General features: G+C 41.1%; 22 protein-coding genes, 1 rRNA gene and 1 pseudogene. 17 read left to right on the top strand and 7 right to left on the bottom strand.

Annotated features, from left to right (window positions below):
- Positions 1-14: 14 nt before the first annotated feature.
- The 8 genes from pepQ to N523_RS0109425 all read left to right on the top strand — a co-directional run bounded on the left by pepQ (position 15) and on the right by N523_RS0109425 (position 5922).
- A complete protein-coding gene (pepQ, locus tag N523_RS0109460) occupies positions 15-1337 on the top strand; it encodes a Xaa-Pro dipeptidase (protein WP_028834905.1) in 1323 nt (440 codons plus the stop codon).
- Between the two features lie 98 nt (positions 1338-1435).
- Positions 1436-2050, top strand: a complete 615-nt coding sequence (locus N523_RS0109455; RefSeq protein ID WP_016900036.1) for a YigZ family protein — start codon at positions 1436-1438, stop codon at positions 2048-2050.
- Positions 2051-2143: 93 nt separating this feature from the next.
- Positions 2144-3595: a TrkH family potassium uptake protein gene (locus N523_RS0109450; protein WP_013463656.1), complete on the top strand. Its 1452-nt coding sequence runs from the start codon at positions 2144-2146 to the stop codon at positions 3593-3595.
- A gap of 24 nt (positions 3596-3619) precedes the next feature.
- Positions 3620-4282 carry a flagellar brake domain-containing protein gene (locus N523_RS0109445; protein ID WP_028834906.1) on the top strand — a complete coding sequence of 221 codons (663 nt, stop codon included), beginning with the start codon at positions 3620-3622 and terminating at the stop codon, positions 4280-4282.
- Between the two features lie 513 nt (positions 4283-4795).
- Positions 4796-5008 carry an EF-hand domain-containing protein gene (locus tag N523_RS0109440; RefSeq protein ID WP_013463658.1) on the top strand — a complete coding sequence of 71 codons (213 nt, stop codon included), beginning with the start codon at positions 4796-4798 and terminating at the stop codon, positions 5006-5008.
- A 70-nt stretch (positions 5009-5078) separates the two neighbouring features.
- On the top strand, positions 5079-5291 hold the full coding sequence (locus tag N523_RS0109435) for an EF-hand domain-containing protein (RefSeq protein ID WP_013463659.1): 213 nt from the start codon (positions 5079-5081) through the stop codon (positions 5289-5291).
- Positions 5292-5429: 138 nt separating this feature from the next.
- Entirely contained in the window at positions 5430-5642 is a 213-nt protein-coding gene (locus N523_RS0109430) for an EF-hand domain-containing protein (protein WP_028834907.1), read from the top strand.
- Between the two features lie 64 nt (positions 5643-5706).
- A complete protein-coding gene (locus N523_RS0109425) occupies positions 5707-5922 on the top strand; it encodes an EF-hand domain-containing protein (protein ID WP_010392739.1) in 216 nt (71 codons plus the stop codon).
- 85 nt (positions 5923-6007) lie between these two features.
- On the opposite strand, the gene trkA is transcribed toward N523_RS0109425, so the two are convergent.
- From trkA to def, 4 genes are all read right to left on the bottom strand, one after another.
- Positions 6008-7384 carry a Trk system potassium transporter TrkA gene (gene trkA / locus N523_RS0109420; RefSeq protein WP_008112933.1) on the bottom strand — a complete coding sequence of 459 codons (1377 nt, stop codon included), beginning with the start codon at positions 7382-7384 and terminating at the stop codon, positions 6008-6010.
- 75 nt (positions 7385-7459) lie between these two features.
- The gene (rsmB, locus tag N523_RS0109415; protein WP_028834908.1) at positions 7460-8755 is read right to left on the bottom strand and encodes a 16S rRNA (cytosine(967)-C(5))-methyltransferase RsmB; all 1296 of its coding nucleotides are present in this window, start codon (positions 8753-8755) and stop codon (positions 7460-7462) included.
- Positions 8748-9701 (bottom strand): methionyl-tRNA formyltransferase, encoded by a 954-nt coding sequence (gene fmt / locus N523_RS0109410; RefSeq protein ID WP_028834909.1) that lies wholly within the window; start codon positions 9699-9701, stop codon positions 8748-8750. Before fmt ends, rsmB begins: the two co-directional genes overlap by 8 nt.
- A gap of 31 nt (positions 9702-9732) precedes the next feature.
- The gene (def, locus tag N523_RS0109405) at positions 9733-10239 is read right to left on the bottom strand and encodes a peptide deformylase (protein WP_013463665.1); all 507 of its coding nucleotides are present in this window, start codon (positions 10237-10239) and stop codon (positions 9733-9735) included.
- Positions 10240-10358: 119 nt separating this feature from the next.
- Here def and N523_RS0109400 point away from each other — a divergent pair, with 119 nt between their 5' ends.
- From N523_RS0109400 to hemF, 6 genes are all read left to right on the top strand, one after another.
- Positions 10359-11480 carry a LysM peptidoglycan-binding domain-containing protein gene (locus tag N523_RS0109400; protein ID WP_028834910.1) on the top strand — a complete coding sequence of 374 codons (1122 nt, stop codon included), beginning with the start codon at positions 10359-10361 and terminating at the stop codon, positions 11478-11480.
- Between the two features lie 28 nt (positions 11481-11508).
- On the top strand, positions 11509-12600 hold the full coding sequence (gene dprA, locus N523_RS0109395; protein ID WP_028834911.1) for a DNA-processing protein DprA: 1092 nt from the start codon (positions 11509-11511) through the stop codon (positions 12598-12600).
- A 1-nt stretch (position 12601) separates the two neighbouring features.
- A complete protein-coding gene (locus tag N523_RS0109390) occupies positions 12602-13075 on the top strand; it encodes a DUF494 family protein (protein ID WP_013463668.1) in 474 nt (157 codons plus the stop codon).
- A gap of 111 nt (positions 13076-13186) precedes the next feature.
- Positions 13187-13762 (top strand): DNA topoisomerase family protein, encoded by a 576-nt coding sequence (locus tag N523_RS0109380; protein ID WP_028834912.1) that lies wholly within the window; start codon positions 13187-13189, stop codon positions 13760-13762.
- Between the two features lie 23 nt (positions 13763-13785).
- On the top strand, positions 13786-14349 hold the full coding sequence (locus N523_RS0109375; protein ID WP_028834913.1) for an L-threonylcarbamoyladenylate synthase: 564 nt from the start codon (positions 13786-13788) through the stop codon (positions 14347-14349).
- 2 nt (positions 14350-14351) lie between these two features.
- Complete coding sequence (gene hemF, locus N523_RS0109370; RefSeq protein WP_013463672.1) at positions 14352-15269, top strand: oxygen-dependent coproporphyrinogen oxidase; 918 nt, start codon at positions 14352-14354, stop codon at positions 15267-15269.
- A 46-nt stretch (positions 15270-15315) separates the two neighbouring features.
- Here hemF and N523_RS0109365 read toward each other — a convergent pair whose 3' ends face one another.
- Both N523_RS0109365 and N523_RS0109360 read right to left on the bottom strand, forming a co-directional pair.
- A complete protein-coding gene (locus N523_RS0109365; RefSeq protein ID WP_028834914.1) occupies positions 15316-16920 on the bottom strand; it encodes a methyl-accepting chemotaxis protein in 1605 nt (534 codons plus the stop codon).
- Between the two features lie 102 nt (positions 16921-17022).
- Positions 17023-17460, bottom strand: coding sequence for a group II truncated hemoglobin (locus N523_RS0109360; protein ID WP_013463674.1), 438 nt, complete (start codon positions 17458-17460; stop codon positions 17023-17025).
- Positions 17461-17512: 52 nt separating this feature from the next.
- Here N523_RS0109360 and aroE point away from each other — a divergent pair, with 52 nt between their 5' ends.
- Complete coding sequence (gene aroE, locus N523_RS0109355) at positions 17513-18337, top strand: shikimate dehydrogenase (protein WP_028834915.1); 825 nt, start codon at positions 17513-17515, stop codon at positions 18335-18337.
- A pseudogene (locus tag N523_RS18970) lies at positions 18334-18588 on the top strand (DUF1488 domain-containing protein). Before aroE ends, N523_RS18970 begins: the two are co-directional and overlap by 4 nt.
- 14 nt (positions 18589-18602) lie before the next feature.
- Here N523_RS18970 and N523_RS0109345 read toward each other — a convergent pair.
- A complete protein-coding gene (locus tag N523_RS0109345) occupies positions 18603-19142 on the bottom strand; it encodes a gamma carbonic anhydrase family protein (protein ID WP_028834916.1) in 540 nt (179 codons plus the stop codon).
- Between the two features lie 581 nt (positions 19143-19723).
- Between N523_RS0109345 and N523_RS0109340 the strand changes: the two genes are divergently transcribed.
- Positions 19724-19930 (top strand): 16S ribosomal RNA (locus tag N523_RS0109340); the annotation flags it as partial.

Raw genomic sequence — 19930 nt, 5'->3', positions numbered from 1 at the left:
CAGATGGGTTTATTATGGAAAAATTAGCCGTTTTATACGCCGAACATATTGCAACATTGCAGCAGCGTACACGTACTATTTGTGAGCAAGAAGGGTTAGAAGGATTAGTCATTCATTCAGGCCAAGCTAAGCGCCAATTTTTAGATGATATGTATTACCCGTTTAAAGTTAACCCTCATTTTAAAGCGTGGCTACCGGTTATTGATAATCCACATTGCTGGATTGTGGTAAATGGTAGCGATAAGCCAAAACTTATTTTTTATCGCCCAATTGATTTTTGGCATAAAGTACCTGATGAGCCAAGAGATTTTTGGGCAGAATACTTCGATATTGAATTGTTATTACAACCCGATCAGGTTGAAAAGCTACTACCTTACGATAAAGCTAAATTTGCCTACATTGGTGAATACCTCGAAGTAGCACAAGCACTTGGCTTTAGTATTATGAACCCTGAGCCAGTACTTAACTATATTCATTACCACCGTGCTTATAAAACGCAATATGAACTTGAATGTTTACGTAATGCGAACCGTATTGCGGTTGATGGCCATAAAGCAGCGCGTGATGCGTTTTTTAATGGTGGTAGCGAGTTTGATATTCAGCAAGCTTACTTAATGGCAACGCGCCAAAGTGAAAACGAAATGCCATATGGCAATATTGTGGCACTTAACGAAAACTGCGCTATTTTGCACTACACCCATTTTGAGCCAAAAGCACCACAAACGCATAATTCATTTTTAATTGATGCGGGCGCTAATTTTAATGGTTACGCTGCGGATATTACCCGTACCTACGACTTTAAAAAGCAGGGTGAGTTTGCTGACTTAGTTAACGCTATGACAGCGCATCAAATTGAGTTAGGAAAAAGCTTAAAGCCAGGTTTACTGTATGGCGATCTGCATATTGATTGCCATAACCGTATTGCTCAGCTATTAAGTGATTTTGATATTGTTAAACTACCTGCAGCGGAAATTGTTGAGCGTCAAATTACCTCAACTTTCTTCCCGCATGGCTTAGGGCATCATTTAGGTGCACAGGTTCACGATGTGGGTGGTTTTATGCGTGATGAAACAGGGGCACATCAAGCGCCACCAGAGGGTCATCCATTCTTGCGCTGTACTCGCTTAATTAAGAAAAACCAAGTGTTTACTATTGAGCCAGGTTTGTACTTTATTGACTCTTTATTGGGTGATTTAGCACAAACAGACAATAAGCAGTTTATTAACTGGGAAAAGGTCGAAGCGTTTAAACCTTTTGGCGGTATTCGTATCGAGGACAATATTATTGTTCACGAAGATAGCCTAGAAAATATGACGCGTAATTTATTACTCGACTAAATCCTTATTAAAGACGAGTTAGTCAATACGCGCTAAAATAAACGGATACAAAGGGGCCTTTTGGCCCCATTTTTTTAATTAAAGCCTAAGTAAGTGCTATGTCTGAATATAAATACCCAGCCGAAGCTGTATTTCATCAAGAAGAAATTAAAAAAAGTACCTTTATCGTTCATATAGGTCACACGCCCGATCTAAATGCTGCGAAAGCCTTTATTAAAAATATTGAAGAAAAATATAGTGATGCACGCCACAATTGTTGGGCACATGTTGCAGGTAACCCAGGTGGCAGCCATGTTTATGGCTTTTCTGATGACGGAGAGCCCAATGGCACCGCCGGTAAACCCATGCTCAATGTGCTAGTGGGCTCAGGCTTAGGTGAAGTGACCGCTGTGGTAACACGTTACTTTGGAGGTATAAAGCTCGGTACGGGTGGGCTGGTGCGTGCTTATGGTGGTTCACTCAATAATGCCTTAGCAAAACTACAAACCGTGGTGAAAGTGCCGAGTGCTGAGCTGGTGGGCTTTAGTGAATACAGTATGCAAGGGGCGATAGAGCAATACTTAAAAACCAACTTTCAGGTACTTAATATTGAAAAGCAGTTTACTGCAAATATTGAGTGGACTATTACCATTGATAGTCGCCAAGCGCAGCAAGCCATCAAAGATATTTTTGATTTAAGCCACGGCGCAGTTGAGTTAACAATCAAAGAGTAATAGTCTTACATTCATTCCATTTAATGATTAAACATTAAATTTCGAGTCATACAGTAGTTATTTTAATTTACTAATAAAAAAGCGATACGCTCAATGCAATTTCGTACCATCATAAAAATTCTTGGCCAATTGGTTGCGCTATTCAGTATTACTATGGTGCCACCAGCGCTAGTGTCTTTAATTTATAAAGATGGTGGAGGGGTGCCGTTTGTTTTAGCCTTTATATTCAGTGTTGTTATTGGCTTAATGGCTTATTACCCAAATAGGCATGAGCATGGCGATTTAAAAGCCCGCGAAGGCTTTTTAATCGTGGTTTTGTTTTGGCTGGTACTAGGCGCGTTTGCCTCCTTACCGCTGGTATTTTTACAAGAACCCAACCTCTCTTTGGCCGATGCCGTGTTTGAAGCCTTTTCTGGCTTAACCACTACAGGAGCTACCGTACTGACCGGCATAGAGTATCTGCCTAAATCGGTATTGTTTTATCGCCAACAATTACAGTGGTTTGGTGGTATGGGGATCATTGTATTAGCGGTAGCAATCCTGCCAATGCTTGGCGTAGGTGGTATGCAGTTGTATCGGGCTGAGATTCCAGGCCCCGTAAAAGATTCCAAAATGACCCCGCGTATAGCCGACACCGCTAAACACCTTTGGTATATTTATGTGTCTATTACCCTTGCATGTACTTTGGCGTATTGGAGCGCTGGCATGAATTGGTTTGATGCAATTTGCCATGCTTTTTCTACGGTGGCCATTGGTGGTTTTTCTACTTATGACGCTTCAATGGGGCATTTTGATAGCCCAGTAATTAACTTTATTTGTGTGTTCTTTTTAATTATCGCAGCCATTAACTTTTCTCTGCATTATGCTGCTGTAGCGAGTCGTAATATTAGTGTCTACATTCGTGACCCTGAATTCAAAGTGTTTCTATGTATTCAGCTCGCGCTGGTGGTGATTTGTTTCACGGTACTTTCATCTCACGATGTTTATGCCAATGGCGATGAAACCCTCGATCAGGCATTGTTTCAAGCTGTATCTATAAGCAGCACCGCAGGATTTGCCACAGATAACTTTTCTGCTTGGCCTTTGTTTTTACCTATTTTATTAATATTCTCTAGTTTTATTGGTGGCTGTGCTGGTTCAACTGGTGGCGGTATGAAAGTAGTGCGCGTGTTTTTACTTTATCTACAAGGGGTGCGAGAGCTAAACCGCTTAGTGCATCCTCGAGCTATATACTCTATAAAGTTAGGACGAAAGGCGCTACCAGATAAAGTAGTTGAAGCGGTATGGGGTTTTTTCTCGGCTTATGCACTAGTCTTTATTATTATTATGTTAGCGTTAATGGGCACCGGGTTAGACAATATAACGGCATTCTCAGCAACGGCAGCGTGTTTAAATAACCTTGGGCCTGGTTTAGGTGATGTTGCTTCTCATTATGGCGCTATTACCGATACTGCAAAATGGATATTAACCGTGGCAATGGTATTTGGTCGTTTAGAGATATTTACCTTACTTGTGCTATTTACCCCAACATTTTGGCGTGGATAACGTTATAAATATCAGGAAGGAAATATGCGAAAAACCAATTTGGAAAAGTTAAACCAAATCGTCACGGGTGGCATAGTTGATTTAGAAATCCTCACCCCCACGAGTAGCCGACGCGTAAAAACAGAGTTTATAGGCTTATTAGAAAATAAGTTTATTATTTTAAATTACCCCAATGCAAAACGGCTCCCCATGGCAAGTGATTATTTACGCGATGGTGTGATGGTGGTGGTAAGAGCGCTTATAGAGGGCAGTGGTGGGCATGTTTTAGCGTTTCGTCAGCAGCTTATGTCTGTAGCATCTCACCCGGCTAAGTTATTGTTTATCGACTATCCTTCACAAGTACAGCTATTTGAACTGCGCTCGCAAGCGCGTATACCGACGCTGTTTCCAGCCAAGTTAAAATTATCGGATGATCGCCCTTCCTTTGAAGGCGTTATAAAAGATATTTCGTTAACGGGTGTTATGTTTGATATTAAAACAACCCAAGAAATCGACGACATTAAAGATATGCGTTGCATCGTAGTGTTTGATGAAGATACAAAGCACGAAGGGCAAATATGCAGTGTGAAAAAACATGCTAAGGGCATATATTGCGGAATTCGATTATTTGCCAGTGAAGAGCAAATGAAAACCCTGATGGGGGATCACTTCATTGACCCTAGTGCACTTGAAGTTGAAATTGTATAAGGCCTGTTATCTTTCGACGCTGAACATTTTACAATTCTAAAATATCAACAAGCTCTAACATTTTCGCTCTTTTGCAACAAATAGCCATGTGTTGTTGTTATTTTTAAAAGCCATTTCAAATTTATTTTATAAATTCATTAAAAACAATTAGTTAAATATGTTTTTTATTCTAATTTTTTTGTTTATAACAAAATTAAACTCAATTCCTCCTCTTTTTTGTTTATTTAATCCTCTTTTTTAGCGGTTGCTCACCGACTGTGTGGGGTTTTTCTTAAACTCAACTCTTTGATTTTTATTGTTTTAATTTTATTGCCTTATCTACTGTTGCTAAAAAGCAACAAAATAACGAGTTAAATAGCGCCATTTTCAGCTAGTTGCTGGTTAATTTATTGAAAATTATGGTTTTTATATTTTTGGCATCGAAGTTGTAATAGTCAGGCTGTATAGAACGAAACGTGATTTAAAGTAAAACACTTAATCGCATAAAACATAAACTTTGAAGGAAGATTGATTATGAAAAGCATTAATAAAACTTTAGCACTTATCGCATTAGCTTCATCATCAGCCGCTTTTGCAGCAAGCGACTTTGACACGCTAGACGTTGACGGCAACGGCGCAATTAGTCAAAGCGAAGCATCGGTTGATGCAAAATTAATGAGCATGTTTTCAGAGCTTGATACTGACCAAAACGGTGAGTTATCAAAACAAGAGTTCTCTAAAGCATAACCCTAAGCTATTAAAGTTTTGGGAGTTAAAAGCTCCCTCATTATTTAAACGATTTTAAGGAATACTCATTATGAAAACATTACACAAAACATTTGCACTTATCGCTCTTGCTTCTTCATCAGCTGCCTTTGCAGCGAGCGACTTTGACACACTAGATACCGACGGTAACGGCGCTATTAGCCAAAGCGAAGCATCGGTTGATGCAAAATTAATGAGCATGTTCTCAGAGCTTGATACTGACCAAAACGGTGAGCTATCAAAAGAAGAATTTTCGAAAGCATAAGATAAGGCTAAGTATATTCTGAGTTGCCAAAGACAGCCTAAATAGGCAAGGAAGCCTATGAAAGAGAATAACAAGGACCGTGATAGCTAGACACAATTTTTTGATAAACCATTGCATTACATTTTGAAGGATTAAATTATGAAAACATTACATAAAACATTTGCACTTATCGCGCTAGCTTCTTCATCAGCTGCTTTTGCAGCAAGCGACTTTGACGCGCTTGATAATGATGGTAACGGCGCTATTAGTCAAAGTGAAGCCGCTGTAAACGCTGATTTAACAGCCGCATTTACTGAGCTTGATACTGACGGTAATGGTGAGCTTTCTAAAGCTGAGTTTGCAAACTTTTAATTTTTGACTTTTTTCATTGCACAGGGATCTCAGAAAAGGATTTCCCTCTTATAGGAGACTTATTATGAAAGCATTAAACACAACACTTGCGATTTTAGTATTAGCGTCATCATCAGCAGCTTATGCAGCGGTAGATTTTGCCTCTTTTGATAGTAATGGCGACGGTGTAATTAGTCAGCAGGAAGCTGCGTCTAATAAACAACTAATGAATATTTTTGATGACTTAGATACTGACGGAAATGGTGAACTTTCTAAAGAAGAGTTTGCAAGAGTACAATAAGTATTACCCCATCATACTCCACTAAAGCCGCTTAATAGTCAGCGGCTTTTTTGTGTTTGTTGATTACTTAACTCAAGCAGTTTAATTATAGAAAAATAGCGCTAACTTGGAATAACTTTTCAACCACGTTAATGTGCTTTTTATCAATTAAGAACATGATTACATGATCGCCTGACAAAATAATTGTATCGTCATGGGCAATCAGTACATCGTCATTTCGCACAATTGCACCTATTGTGGTACCTGCAGGCAATTTAATATCGGCAATTGCGCGACCTACCACTTTAGAGGTATTTTCATCACCATGGGCAACCGCTTCTATGGCTTCTGCAGCTCCTTTACGCAACGAGTACACGTTTACAATATCACCACGGCGCACGTGAGTCAGCAATGCAGAAATAGTCGCTTGTTGTGGTGAAATCGCAATATCAATTTCGCCGCCCTGTACTAAATCAACGTAAGCGCCTCGTTGAATAAGTACCATGGTTTTTTGTGCCCCCATGCGTTTTGCGAGCATAGCCGACATTATATTTACTTCATCGTCGTTGGTAACGGCAATGAAAACATCAACCTGTTCAATGTGTTCTTCAGAGAGCAGCTCCTGATCGGATGCATCACCACAAAATACCACGGTGTTGTCGAGCATTTCAGAAAGCTGTTCGGCACGCTCTTTACTTCGCTCTAGTAACTTAACGCTGTGGTTTCTTTCCAGTGAACGGGCTAGACCTGCACCAATATTACCGCCACCGGCAATCATGATTTTTTTATACGAGCGTTCCAGCTTTTGTAGCTCGTTCATTACCGCACGAATGTGTTTGGTTGCAGCAATAAAAAATACTTCATCATCGGCTTCTATTACGGTGGTGCCTAAGGGTTTTATCGCTTTACCTTGGCGGTAAATAGCGGCTACTCGAGTTTCAACATTAGGAATATGCTGCTTAAGTGTAGATAGGGCATAGCCTACCAATAAGCCGCCATAGTAGGCTTTTACAGCCACTAAAGAGAGCATGCCATCGGCAAATTGTAGTACTTGTAATGCGCCAGGGTAGTCTATTAGGCGGCGAATATACTTAGTAACGAGTGCTTCTGGGGCTATGTAATGATCGACAGGTAAGTCATCATTATGAAAGAGTTTTTCGCGGTATTTTAAATACTGCTCAGAGCGAATACGGGCTATTTTGGTCGGTGTATTAAAAATACTGTAGGCAACTTGGCATGCCACCATGTTAACTTCATCTGAGCTGGTCACCGCAATAATCATATCGGCATCTTCAGCCCCTGCGCGACTTAACACGTCGGGATGAGCGCCATGGCCTGCAACACCTTGTAAATCGTATTTATCTTGCAGTTCGCGCAAGCGGTTACCGTCGATATCAACTACGGTTATTTCGTTTTGTTCACCCACTAGGTTTTCTGCGAGTGTGCCGCCAACTTGCCCAGCACCGAGTATGATTATTTTCATTATGTACCCGTATTATTAATACTAATTACATCAAAGTATTAGCTACCTCTAAACTGAAGTAGCTAAATGTGTTGCCTAGGCTTTTTTAACTAATTTAGCGTAGTAAAAACCGTCACTTTCGCCTGGTAATAACTGCAAGCCTGGTATGGTTTTAGTGTCTTCGCTGTGCAAAGGAATATGCTCTGCGTCTTCATTTTTAGCTAAAAACTTAGCAACTTGTTGTTGGTTTTCTTGTGGAAGCACCGAACAGGTTGCATACACTAATGTACCGCCTGGCTTTAACAATGGCCAAATGCTGTCGAGTATATCGCCTTGGAGGATCGATAAATCGTTAATGTCGGATGCGCGACGTAACCATTTTATATCTGGGTGACGACGAATTACGCCAGTTGCAGAGCAGGGTACATCTAACAAAATACGATCAAACTGTTCTTCATCCCACCAAGTGTGAGGTTGCGATGCATCACCACATTGTAAGTCGGCGCCCAAACCTATGCGTTCTAGGTTTTGTTTAACACGTTCTAGGCGTGTGGCATCGCTATCAAGCGCAAGCACATCTGCGTCGGCAAGCTCTAAAATATGGCAGGTTTTACCACCAGGCGCTGCACAGGCATCGAGTATTGCATCACCATTTTGTGGGTCTAGGTAGCGTGCAGCAAGCTGCGCTGCCGCATCTTGTACTGAACAGGCACCGGTATCAAACTCAGGAAGTGAAAACACATCGCGTGGTTTGCTTAGTTTAATGCCATCAATAAAATCAGGATTTAGAGTATGTTCAATATCGTTAGCGGTTAGCATTTCGCTATATTCTTGGGTGCTAAACTGCGATTGATTCACTCGAAGCCACATTGGCGCTTGTTGCTGATTAGCTTCTAGAATGTCTTCCCAGCTATCTGGGTAGGCTTCTTTTACTTGCTTTATAAACCAGTTTGGATGGTTGTATAAACACACCGGAATTTGTTTGGCTTTTTCTTCAAGCTCAGCTTGTTGGCGCTGAAAGCTTCGTAAAATGGCGTTAATAAGCCCTTTTAAGCCAAGAGCGCGTAATTGTTGTAACGCATTAACGGTTTCGCTAATTGCTGCATGCGGTGGTACACGCATGTGTTGTAGTTGGTAAATGCCCACATACAACAAAAACTGGAAAATACGGCGTTTGCCTTTAAGCGGTTGTTCTACTAAATGCTGGCAATAATTTTCTAGGCTAGGTAAATAACGCAATACTCCATAGCAAATTTGCTGCAGTAAGGCTTTATCTTTAGGTGATAAGCCTTGGCTAGCGAAAGGGAGTTCTTGATTAAGCGATGCGCCTTTATCAACCACGTTATATAAAGTTTCAGCGGCTAGCGCTCTGACATTGCTTACATTACTCATTATTTTCGCCTAATACGGTGCCGGGTGTGACCCAGTCGCTACGACCGTTTAAAAAATCATTAATTGCCATTGGCTTTTTGCCTTGTGGTTGTAATTCGCCAATAGATAAAGCGTGTTTACCACAAGCCACAACGATACCGTTTTTATCACTTGTTAATACAGTGCCAGCTGCGCCTGATTGTTCAACCACGTTTGCTTGGTATATTTTTACCGTATTACCACGCATTTGGGTAAAGCATACTGGCCATGGGTTAAAGGCACGAATGTTACGCTCGATTTGCTCGGCATCCATAGACCAATCAATGTTGGCTTCGTCTTTTGAGAGCTTTTTAGCGTAATTGGCATCGGCGTCGTTTTGTGGCTCAGGCGTTATGTCCCCGTTGGCTAAACGATTTATGGTGTCGATTAATGCATCAGGTCCCAGTTCAGCAAGCTTAGTGTATAAGCTTGCACTGGTTTCAGTACTATCAATAGGGCAGCGGCTAATATGCAGCATATCGCCGGTATCTAGCCCTTCATCCATTTGCATTATGGTTACACCGGTTTGCTGATCGCCTGCCCAAATAGCGCGTTGAATAGGTGCGGCGCCACGCCAGCGCGGTAAAATAGAACCATGTACATTTAAACACCCTAAACGTGGGGCATCTAAAATGGCTTTAGGTAAAATTAAACCGTAGGCAACGACAATCATGATATCGGCATTGAGGCTGCTTAGCTCTTCAAGTGCGTCGTCTGTTTTGAGTGATTGCGGTTGAAAAACGGGTAGGTCATGTTCTAATGCAAGCGCTTTTACTTCACTGGCTTTTAGTTTTTTTCCGCGACCCGCTGGACGATCTGGTTGACTGTAAACGCCCACTATTTGGTGTTCACTAATTATGAGTGCTTGCAGATGGCGTGCAGCAAAGTCCGGCGTACCGGCAAATATAATGCGTAATGGTTGTGTCACTGAGTTTCCTAATTATTTACTAAGGTGCTTATTACTGCGCTGCAAACTTCGCTTCTTTTTCAAGCTTTTTACGAATGCGTTGGCGCTTTAATGGAGATAAATAATCAATAAATAATTTACCTTGAAGGTGATCAAGTTCATGCTGAATACAAATCGCTAATAATTCGTCAGCATCAAGAATAAATTCTTTACCTTCTTCGTTCAGTGCAGCTACGGTAACGGTTTCTGCACGGTCAACTTTTGCATACGAATGAGGAACTGATAAACAGCCTTCTTCGCTCACGGTTGAGCCATCTTTTTTGATAATTTGCGGATTGATAAGCACGAGTGGTTCATTGCGCTCTTCTGATACGTCGATCACCACAATACGCTGGTGAATATCAACCTGTGTAGCAGCAAGCCCAATACCATTTTCATCGTACATAGTTTCTAGCATATCTTTGACAATTTCACGCACTTGATCGTCAACAACAGTTACTTCTTTTGCGATTGTACGTAAACGTTCATCTGGAAATCTTAAAACTTCTAACCTAGCCATAGTTACCTTTTACACTTATGCTTAAATTTAGGGTATTGTATGTTCTTATTTTAGCCATTCACGTTCCCCTTTAACAGGTTTTGGTTAATAATAATGAAAAAACACTATGAGGAAGCTCAATGAAATCTCCATTAATTGCAATTATACTTGCATTAGGTGCAACTTTTCCTGTGCTGGCAGATGTACTAACTATAAAAAAAGATGCACCTAAACAGTATGTTGTGAAAAAAGGTGACACGCTTTGGGATATCTCAGCTATATATCTAAACGAACCTTGGTTATGGCCTGAACTATGGCAAATGAACCCACAAATAGACAACCCTCACCTTATTTATCCGGGAGATGCGTTAGCATTAATTTACGATACAGACGGTAATCCGCGTTTAGTGATTAATAAAGCGTATCGAAAGCTATCACCTATGGGACGTATTACGCCAAAAGGGAAAGATGCGATAACAACTTTACCTCTTGCGTTGATTAAACCGTATTTGTCGTTTGAGCAAGCTATTAACAGCGATTCGATAAAAGAAAAGCCCTATATTTTGGGCGCCAACGAAAATACCAAAACCCAAACTATTGACCATATTTTATATGTAAAAGGTAACTTAAAACGTAATCAGGCATATGCTATTTATCATAAAGGTGCGCCTTATACTGACCCTAATACCGGTGAAGAGTTAGCGAGTAGAGCATCTTATGTGGGTATGGCTCGTGCATTTAGAACAGGTGATGCGGCCAATGGCGAACCTGCCTCAGTAAGAGTTGAATCAGTAAAACGTGAGATCAAACAGGGTGACTTTTTATTACCTGCAATGGAAGGGCAGATGCTGCCAGTATATTTTGAGATGCATCGTCCTGAACAGCCAATGCAGGGTCAAGTGATTGCCTCTCCGCGCGAGGTGAGAGAATTTAGCACGATGGATGTAGTGGTGCTAAACTTAGGTTCAGAGCAACAAGTTAAAGTAGGTCATGTACTGGATATTGAACGTCAGTCACCTAAGGTGATTGATGGTGCCAGAGGCCCGCGTTATACCGAAGATTCAAGTCGTTTAGAAAAATTGGTATCGGCTACTAGCGAATTATTTGGCTCAGAAACCGATGAAGATAGCGTTACTTGGAAAATGCCAGCAGAGAAAGTTGGTGAAATGATTATCTTTAAAGTGTATGACAAAGTTAGTTATGCGCTGATCACTAAAAATCAGCACCCAATTCGCATTGGAGATTTGGCAGTAATTCATTAAGTAGCGAGTCGGTGTTCTAGGAGGGAACATGGAGCAATCGTTTGGCAAGCTAAGCCATTGGCTTGCCTTTTACTTATGCAAAGGGCTTGGAATAAAAACGCTATTAGCCCTCTCTAAGCAGCACAGTTTAGAGTCGCTGTTTTCCTTATCGCATTCCCAGCTGGTTATGTTGGGCTTAACAGCGAGTCAAGCAAGCAATTTACTTAATACAAATTGGCAGCAAGTTGCGCATTATGAACAGCTTATTAGCCAGCAACATATTACTGTTATTAGTATTTTTGATACCACCTACCCAGAACACCTAAAACAAATAGCCAGTGCACCATTATTACTTTTTTGTAAAGGCGATATCAGCTTACTGTCTTCTCCACAAATTGCGATTGTTGGCAGTCGAAATGCAACCACTACAGGACTTGAAATTGCTGCAGAATTTGCATATCAGCTAACGCTTGCTGGCATAACAGTAACCTCTGGTATGGCGCGTGGCATTGATGGTGCTGCCCATAAAGGAGCGCTGGCAGGAAATGGTAAAACCATTGCCGTACTGGGGACTGGTGTTGATGTTTATTACCCTAAACGCCATAAGTTACTTACAGAGCAAGTATTAACACAGGGTTTATTGGTAAGTGAGTTTTTACCGGGCACCGCGGCCAACGCGCATAACTTTCCACGGCGTAATCGTATTATTTCAGGACTCTCTTTAGGCGTTTTAATTGTTGAAGCCGAAATTAAAAGTGGCTCACTGATCACCGTACGTTATGCGCTTGAACAAAATAAAGACGTTTTTGCGGTGCCAGGCTCAATTAAAAACCCGCTGGCACAAGCAAGCCATTTTTTAATTAAGCAAGGTGCTAAGCTGGTAGAAAACGTCGCCGATATTCTTGATGAGATGAACTTTTCATACCCTTCTGGTCTAAACTATAAAGAGTTAACTGATGCTGTAACCTCAGATTGCGAGGTGCTTAACAGTATTGGTTTTGAGGTGACCAGTGTGGACGATATTATGCGTCGAGTACAGTGGCCAATTGATAAAGTACAAGCGCGATTGCTTGATTTAGAGTTAGACGATCAAATTGAACGTGTATTAGACGGCTATATTAAATTAAGCGCTGGAGGATAATATGTTTGATATTCTCATGTATTTATTTGAAAACTATGTTCACAGCGAAAGTGATGTATTTGTTGAGCAAAGCACACTTACCGATGAGTTACTCCGCGCTGGGTTTAACAAACCCGAAATTAACAAAGCCATTGACTGGTTAGATCAACTTGCCGCATTACAATACAGCAATGAATCGCCTTATTTATTAGCCACTCCACAACATGCAGTGCGTATTTTTACCGACAGTGAGTGCCAAGTTCTCGACACCGAGTGTCGCGGCTTTTTAATGTTTGTTGAACAAACGGGCGTTATTAATAGCACCACTCGTGAAATGGTGATGGACCGTTTAGCGGCGCTTGATAATTCAGCTATTACTTTGGAAGATTTAAAATGGTTAATTCTTATGGTGTTATTTAACGCCCCTGATTCTCAGCAGGCGTATGAGCAAATGGAAGATCTTATTTTTGATGAGCCCAGTGAAGTGTTACATTAATCATTATTGCGTGTTTTATTATTTTCAGCGTTAACAAACCAACTGCCATAGCTTGTATCTTTAAGGGTTTTGGGTATATTAGGCGAAAATTCACCAACCACTAGGATTTACATGAGTAAAATCGATCATTCACTTTTCTCGGCTAATAAACACGCCTTAGAAAAAGAATATGAGATATGCCCGCAATGTGGTTCAGAACTCGTCATTCGTAATAGTAAATCTGGGCCTTTTTTAGGCTGCGCTAGTTATCCTAAGTGCGATTTTATTCGCCCGCTTGCACATCATGATAGCAATGAAATCAAAATACTTGAGGACAGCGAGTGTCCAGAGTGTAGCAAGCCGCTGGTGGTGAAAAATGGCCGCTACGGTATGTTTATTGGCTGTACCGGTTACCCTGAATGTCATTATATTGCCAGTGAGCATGACAATACGCCAAGTGAAGAGCCTGTGATTAGTTGCCCTAAATGTAAAAAAGGCCACTTGGTTTCACGCAGCAATAAATTTGGGAAAGTGTTTTATTCTTGCGACTGTTATCCAAGCTGTAAATATACGCTAAACCACAAGCCAGTAGCTCAAGCGTGTCCTGTATGTGACTGGCCAGTTGTTACTGAGAAAAAAACCGCGAGTGGTGTTGTGTTACAATGCCCACAAAAAAGCTGTATGCATAAGTTTGCTGCCACTGTATAACGTAAATATCTCTGGAGACAATTTTGTCTGACCTTTCTTCTTTATCTGCTGCAATAACTAGCTTAGAACAAGGCGATGTTATTTTATACCCAACCGAAGCTGTTTATGGCCTTGGTTGCGATCCTGACAATCAACAGGCGGTGGAACGTTTACTTGATATTAAACAACGCCCCGTTGAAAAAGGGCTTATTTTAATTGCTGACAATTACGGGCAATTATTAAAATACGTCGATGACGCTAAGCTGCCTATGGATAAACGTGCCGATATTTTTTCAAGTTGGCCAGGCGCACTCACTTGGGTGATGCCTGCAGCTAAGTCTACCCCAAAGTGGTTAACAGGGCAGTTTGATACTATTGCAGTAAGAGTAACTAACCACCCTACAGTTAAACGTTTATGCCAACAGTTTGGTAAACCACTGGTATCAACAAGTGCAAATTTAACCGGCCAAGCAACGGTAACAAGTATTGTTGAAGCTCAGCAGCAGTTTGGCGAGCAGGTTAGTTTTTATGTTGATGAACCGTTAGGTGGTAATACGCAACCAAGTACCATTAAAGATGCCATGACAGGCAATGTATTCAGAGGTTAACGATGCAAAGCGAATTATTAAAACAAGTAAAAGCGTACTTTATGGCTTTGCAAGATACCATTTGCCAAGGCTTAGAAGCAGCAGACGGGAAAGCACAGTTTGTTGAAGACAGCTGGCAGCGAGAAGAGGGCGGCGGTGGTCGTACTCGCGTTATCACCAATGGTAATGTGATAGAGCAAGGGGGAGTTAATTACTCTCATGTATTTGGTGCCTCTATGCCGGGCTCTGCCACTGCACATAGACCTGAGCTTGCCGGGCGCAGTTTTCATGCGTGTGGTGTATCGTTAGTGATCCACCCTAAAAACCCACATATACCAACAAGCCATGCCAATGTGCGCTTTTTTATTGCCGAGAAAGAAGGTGAAGAACCGATTTGGTGGTTTGGTGGTGGTTTTGATTTAACCCCGTTTTACCCTGTACTTGAAGATGTAGTGCATTGGCACCAAGTTGCGCACGATGTGTGTCAGCCGTTTGGCGATGATGTATATCCAAAATATAAAAAATGGTGTGACGAATACTTTTATTTAAAACATCGTGATGAAACTCGCGGCGTAGGCGGCTTATTTTTTGACGATTTGAATGAGTTAGGTTTTGAGCAAAGTTTTGCATTTATGCAATCGGTGGGTAATGGCTTTTTAGATGCTTACGTTCCTATTATTGAGCGTCGCAAAAACGATAAGTACACCGAACAACAGCGCGATTTTCAATTATATCGCCGTGGTCGTTATGTTGAGTTTAATTTAGTCTGGGACCGCGGCACATTATTTGGCTTACAAAGCGGTGGCCGAACTGAATCTATTTTAATGTCGATGCCACCTTTAGCACGTTGGGAATATAACTATACCCCAGCCGAAGACAGTGCAGAGGCATTACTATATAAAGATTTCTTAAAGCCACGTGATTGGTTAGCTCTAGGCTAGAAATTGTCCGCCAGTCAATAAACTACTTATTGACTGGCTTTTAAAGTTATTGTTTTAGTTTAAAGCTTCGTACCTGCTCATCTAACGAGCGAGCTAAATTGAGTAACTCTTCACTGACTTTTTGATTTTCATCCGCATCTACTAACGATTGCTCTGCATTATCACTGATACCAACAACGCTTCTATTTATTTCTTCCGCGGCTAGATTTTGCTGCTCTGTCGCATCGGCTATTTGAATATTCAGCTCATTTATTTCATTCATTTGGCTAGAAATATCTTTTAAAGCCTGTGCAACTTGTTGTACTTGTTGCGCTCTTTCGTCTGCCTCTGCACACGACTCACCCATGGTTTTAACTGTTTGCGCTGCTTCTGATTGCAACTTATCAATGGTGCGGCGTATTTCATCGGTAGAGGCATGAGTTCGAGTTGCTAAAGTACGTACTTCATCAGCAACAACGGCAAAGCCTCGGCCAGCTTCACCTGCACGGGCAGCTTCAATGGCAGCATTAAGCGCTAATAAATTTGTTTGCTCGGCGATACTGCTGATCACCTCAAGCACTTTACCCACTTCAAGCGTTTGCTCTTGCAGTTGTCTCACTTGATCTGCCGCTTGGCGTACATCTTCAGCTAGTTGATTTATACTGAGTTCGGTTTGCTCTGCAACCTGCATGCTTTGCTGTGCTAGCTCATTACTGTTCTCAGATTTTTCTTGAGCAAAATGAGTGGTGTTTCTTACTTCATTGGATGAGCTTTCTAGCTCATTAATTGCTGCAGCTACCGAGTCGGTACTTTTCTTTTGTTCTAAAATAGCGCGCTCAGTAGTATCGGCAGAAGTATAAATTTTCTCTGCTGAATGAATAAGCACTTTTGAAGAGTGAGATACCTGAGCAATGTTATCTTTAAACGTAGCAATCATTTGGTTAAAACTAGTGGCAAGCCAGCCGAGTTCATCTTCGGCGTTATCTTCAATGCGTAAGGTTAAATCTTTATTAGTAGTGGCTAAGTGCATTGCATGGCCGAGCTTTTTAAGGCGTACTATAAATATTTTTCTAAACACTATACCTAGCAGCACAAAGGCAATAATAAAAATAGTAGACAGTAGGCTGGTGGTTATTAAGGTGTTGTAAGTTACCTCGCTATCAATATCGGCTAAGGAATAGCTAATTTTTACCACACCTAGTACATCGCCTTCTTGTGCTTGATGGCAGCCTAAACAGTTTGTACCTTTGTAGTCTGTACTAGCAAACATAGGGCGAAGATAGGTCATACTACGGTTATTATTGCTTTGCTCTATAAATAAACTTTCTTTGCCTCGCAGCGCTTCGCGTTCACTATTATTACTCGCTGTTTGGTTTTTATTGCCTGGTCCATACAGCTTATTGACTATGTCAGAGCGAGTAATATGAGCGTCTTCAATATTAGGATGTTTACGAAGCTTTTGGCTCAACAATTCTCGATTAGCCATAGTACCCGTTAGCATCATGGTGTTTATTGAATCAAAATAGTTATCGGCAAGTAGCTTGATGTTTTCTGCCACCGTATCTTGTGCGAGCGTGCGCTGTTGACTCGCACTACTAAAAATACTGGCTATGAGTACTATAATGCCGGTTAATGCTAACAAAGCATAAATTTTATGTTGGATTGATTTCACACGCGCCACGCTTTTCTAACTATTTAATAGGGTATTATCTTTATTTTAGAAAAGCGGGTTTTGACTTAGCGCAAATAATCCCCAATTAAAAAGCGGGATAGATTAATGCTGATTAATCATATGACTGGCAAGCTGTGCCAGTGATTGGCGTAAACCTTCGCGTAAAACGGGGTTATCAATTTCTATGTCTAAGGTTTTATTCATGCAATACATCCACTGATCACGTAAATCTTGATCAATAGGAAATGGCATATGGCGTTTGCGCAGCATTGGATGGCCATGTTTTTCTACAAATAAGTCTGGGCCACCAAGCCAACCGGATAAAAACTCAAAAAATACTTGGCGAATTCTATCTAATGGTTGAGGATGCATATCATATAACGGTTTAGCGTATTCATCGCTGGCCATTATGTCGTAGAATCTATTGGCAATTGCACGCGTGGGCGCTTCTCCGCCGATGATTTCATACGGGGTTTTCTCTGGCGTAGGCGCTTGAGTGGTTGTAGACGGCTTTGATCTTGAAAAGAGTCTTTTAATCATAGTTTTATCATCGTTAATAGGCAGTACTAAAACTGCAAAGAGGTTGTTTAAAATGGACAAATATGCGGTTTTTGGAAATCCAATCAAACATTCAAAATCTCCCAGCATACATCAGCAGTTTGCTAAGTCATTGGGAGAGCAAATCGACTATAGCGCAATCTTAGCACCTATCGATGAGTTTGAAAAAACAGTCGCGACTTTTTTTGAGCAAGGGGGCAAAGGCGCAAATGTCACTGTTCCTTTTAAAGAGCAGGCCTTTGCTTTAGCCGATGAACTCACTCCAGTTGCTAAACTTGCAGGCGCAGTAAACACCCTTAAAAAGCGCGATGATGGCAGTTTACTCGGTGATAACACCGACGGCATAGGTTTTGTGAACGATTTACTAGTGAATAAAATAACAATAACAGGTAAACGCCTGTTGATCATTGGTGCGGGTGGCGCTGCCCGTGGTGTTATTTTACCTTTACTTGAGCAGCAGCCTAAAGAAATCACTATTGTTAATCGCACTGCACATAAAGCCCAAACTTTGGCAAAACTCTTTACCGAGCACGGCAATGTTTCGGGGTATGGTTTTGACGACCTTCCTCAAGTTGATTATCACTTGGTTATAAATTCAACCTCAAGTAGCATGAATAACGAGTTACCTGCGTTAAGCGAAAAGCACTTAAGCGCATGTGAAATGGCTTATGATATGTTTTATGCGACGCAAAATACGCTATTTATGAATTGGGTGAGCGAACACAATAAAGCGGCTAAGCTATTAGATGGCAGTGGCATGTTAGTAGGGCAAGCTGCACAAGCTTATTATGTATGGCGAAATAAAATGCCGGACATTGTTCCCGTTGTTATTGCATTAAAGCAGGGAGTACTTAAATGAATCAAGCAATACAGTTTATAGACAGACTCGAATTTAGAGAGCCAACTCATCAATTAGTTTTTTTTGCACAAGTAAGCGGAATGCTAGTTGAGTGTGTGATTGCTGTAAGTAGTTTAAATTTAGCCGATGAGAGTCATGCAACGCGTTATTTTGAATAATACCGATTTGATTATGAAGAGCGTGCCGAGCAGCTAATCGAAGACGAAAGCTATAACTCGGCAGGGCAAATAGAAGTGAGTTTACTTAATTAAGCAAAAAGTTGTGGTTATTTCGCGTCTTCAGCTAAGTATTCATCTTTAAGCTGCACGTAATTATCGGCAGACACTTTTAAAAAGCTCAGCTCTTGCTCTGTTAAAGGGCGGGCTTGTTTCGCTGGGCTACCTACATATAAATAGCCAGACTCTAAACGCTTATTAGGAGGTACTAAAGCACCACCACCAATAATCACCTCGTCTTCTACAATCACGTTATCCATAATAATAGCGCCCATGCCCACGAGTATGCGGTTACCTAATACGCAGCCATGCAGCATTACCTTATGACCCACGGTAACATCATCACCAATAATAAGTGGGTAACCCTCAGAATTGCTTTTAGTCGCTCTTGATAAATGTAAAACACTGCCATCTTGTATATTAGTACGCTTACCGATACGAATATGATTAACATCACCACGGGCAGCAACTAGTGGCCATACACTACTATCATCACCTAGGGTGATATCACCGACTAATACAGACGACTCGTCTATATAAACAGAATCATTAAACGCAGGAGTTATTCCTTTATAAGAACGTATTGCCATATAAGCACCTTTAAATTAAACAATATGAATAGTATCAGTGTAACAGTAGCGCTTATTTAAGTACCAGCAAAGCCTGATTTGATTATAAAACTAGCTGTTTCATCTGTTTTAGCTCAGATACTGACCGAACAGTGTGTTTTTTTAGTTTTTCTTTAAAAAAGTACTTGCGTAAAAATCTGTTCTCCCTATAATGCGACCCCACTGAGACGGGGAACGCCAACGCATAGCGAGGCATGAGCTACTCAGAGAGTTAAGTAAAACTTAAATTCAAATCATCGAAAGAAAGTTTAAAATTAAGTGTTGACTCGAAAAATAAAGGATGTATTATACGCATCCCTAGCGACAACGTCGCAACGTTCTTTAACAATATAAAGCAATCATCTGTGTGGGCACTCGTACAGATTGAGTTCTAACAGCCAAGCTATTTAGGTAGTGAGGCAAACAAATTTAGAGTCTCAATTTAAACTGAGTGACCAACAGCAATAACTACTTCGGTAGGAATTGCAGCACAGTCAATTCAATATCGAAAGATATTAAATAAATTCAGAATTCATTGAGCTGTCGAAAGACATAAAACTTTTTAATTGAAGAGTTTGATCATGGCTCAGATTGAACGCTGGCGGCAGGCCTAACACATGCAAGTCGAGCGGTAACAGAAAGTAGCTTGCTACTTTGCTGACGAGCGGCGGACGGGTGAGTAATGCTTGGGAACATGCCTTGAGGTGGGGGACAACAGTTGGAAACGACTGCTAATACCGCATAATGTCTACGGACCAAAGGGGGCTTCG

It is taken from the genome of Pseudoalteromonas sp. 23_GOM-1509m, from assembly GCF_000518425.1.
GTDB classification, from domain to species: domain Bacteria; phylum Pseudomonadota; class Gammaproteobacteria; order Enterobacterales; family Alteromonadaceae; genus Pseudoalteromonas; species Pseudoalteromonas tetraodonis.
This window is presented reverse-complemented; position numbering and strand designations above follow the sequence as displayed.

Bases quoted from the DNA above. Each gene is read 5' to 3' on its own strand.
- N523_RS0109455 (WP_016900036.1), top strand. From the start codon at position 1,436: ATGTCTGAATATAAATACCCAGCCGAAGCTGTATTTCATCAAGAAGAA.
- aroE (WP_028834915.1), top strand. From the start codon at position 17,513: ATGGACAAATATGCGGTTTTTGGAAATCCAATCAAACATTCAAAATCT.
- N523_RS0109430 (WP_028834907.1), top strand. From the start codon at position 5,430: ATGAAAACATTACATAAAACATTTGCACTTATCGCGCTAGCTTCTTCA.
- dprA (WP_028834911.1), top strand. From the start codon at position 11,509: ATGGAGCAATCGTTTGGCAAGCTAAGCCATTGGCTTGCCTTTTACTTA.
- N523_RS0109440 (WP_013463658.1), top strand. From the start codon at position 4,796: ATGAAAAGCATTAATAAAACTTTAGCACTTATCGCATTAGCTTCATCA.
- def (WP_013463665.1), bottom strand. From the start codon at position 10,239: ATGGCTAGGTTAGAAGTTTTAAGATTTCCAGATGAACGTTTACGTACA.
- N523_RS0109390 (WP_013463668.1), top strand. From the start codon at position 12,602: ATGTTTGATATTCTCATGTATTTATTTGAAAACTATGTTCACAGCGAA.
- N523_RS0109345 (WP_028834916.1), bottom strand. From the start codon at position 19,142: ATGGCAATACGTTCTTATAAAGGAATAACTCCTGCGTTTAATGATTCT.
- pepQ (WP_028834905.1), top strand. From the start codon at position 15: ATGGAAAAATTAGCCGTTTTATACGCCGAACATATTGCAACATTGCAG.
- N523_RS0109435 (WP_013463659.1), top strand. From the start codon at position 5,079: ATGAAAACATTACACAAAACATTTGCACTTATCGCTCTTGCTTCTTCA.
- N523_RS0109400 (WP_028834910.1), top strand. From the start codon at position 10,359: ATGAAATCTCCATTAATTGCAATTATACTTGCATTAGGTGCAACTTTT.
- trkA (WP_008112933.1), bottom strand. From the start codon at position 7,384: ATGAAAATAATCATACTCGGTGCTGGGCAAGTTGGCGGCACACTCGCA.
- N523_RS0109360 (WP_013463674.1), bottom strand. From the start codon at position 17,460: ATGATTAAAAGACTCTTTTCAAGATCAAAGCCGTCTACAACCACTCAA.
- hemF (WP_013463672.1), top strand. From the start codon at position 14,352: ATGCAAAGCGAATTATTAAAACAAGTAAAAGCGTACTTTATGGCTTTG.
- N523_RS0109380 (WP_028834912.1), top strand. From the start codon at position 13,187: ATGAGTAAAATCGATCATTCACTTTTCTCGGCTAATAAACACGCCTTA.
- rsmB (WP_028834908.1), bottom strand. From the start codon at position 8,755: ATGAGTAATGTAAGCAATGTCAGAGCGCTAGCCGCTGAAACTTTATAT.
- N523_RS0109450 (WP_013463656.1), top strand. From the start codon at position 2,144: ATGCAATTTCGTACCATCATAAAAATTCTTGGCCAATTGGTTGCGCTA.
- N523_RS0109425 (WP_010392739.1), top strand. From the start codon at position 5,707: ATGAAAGCATTAAACACAACACTTGCGATTTTAGTATTAGCGTCATCA.
- N523_RS0109445 (WP_028834906.1), top strand. From the start codon at position 3,620: ATGCGAAAAACCAATTTGGAAAAGTTAAACCAAATCGTCACGGGTGGC.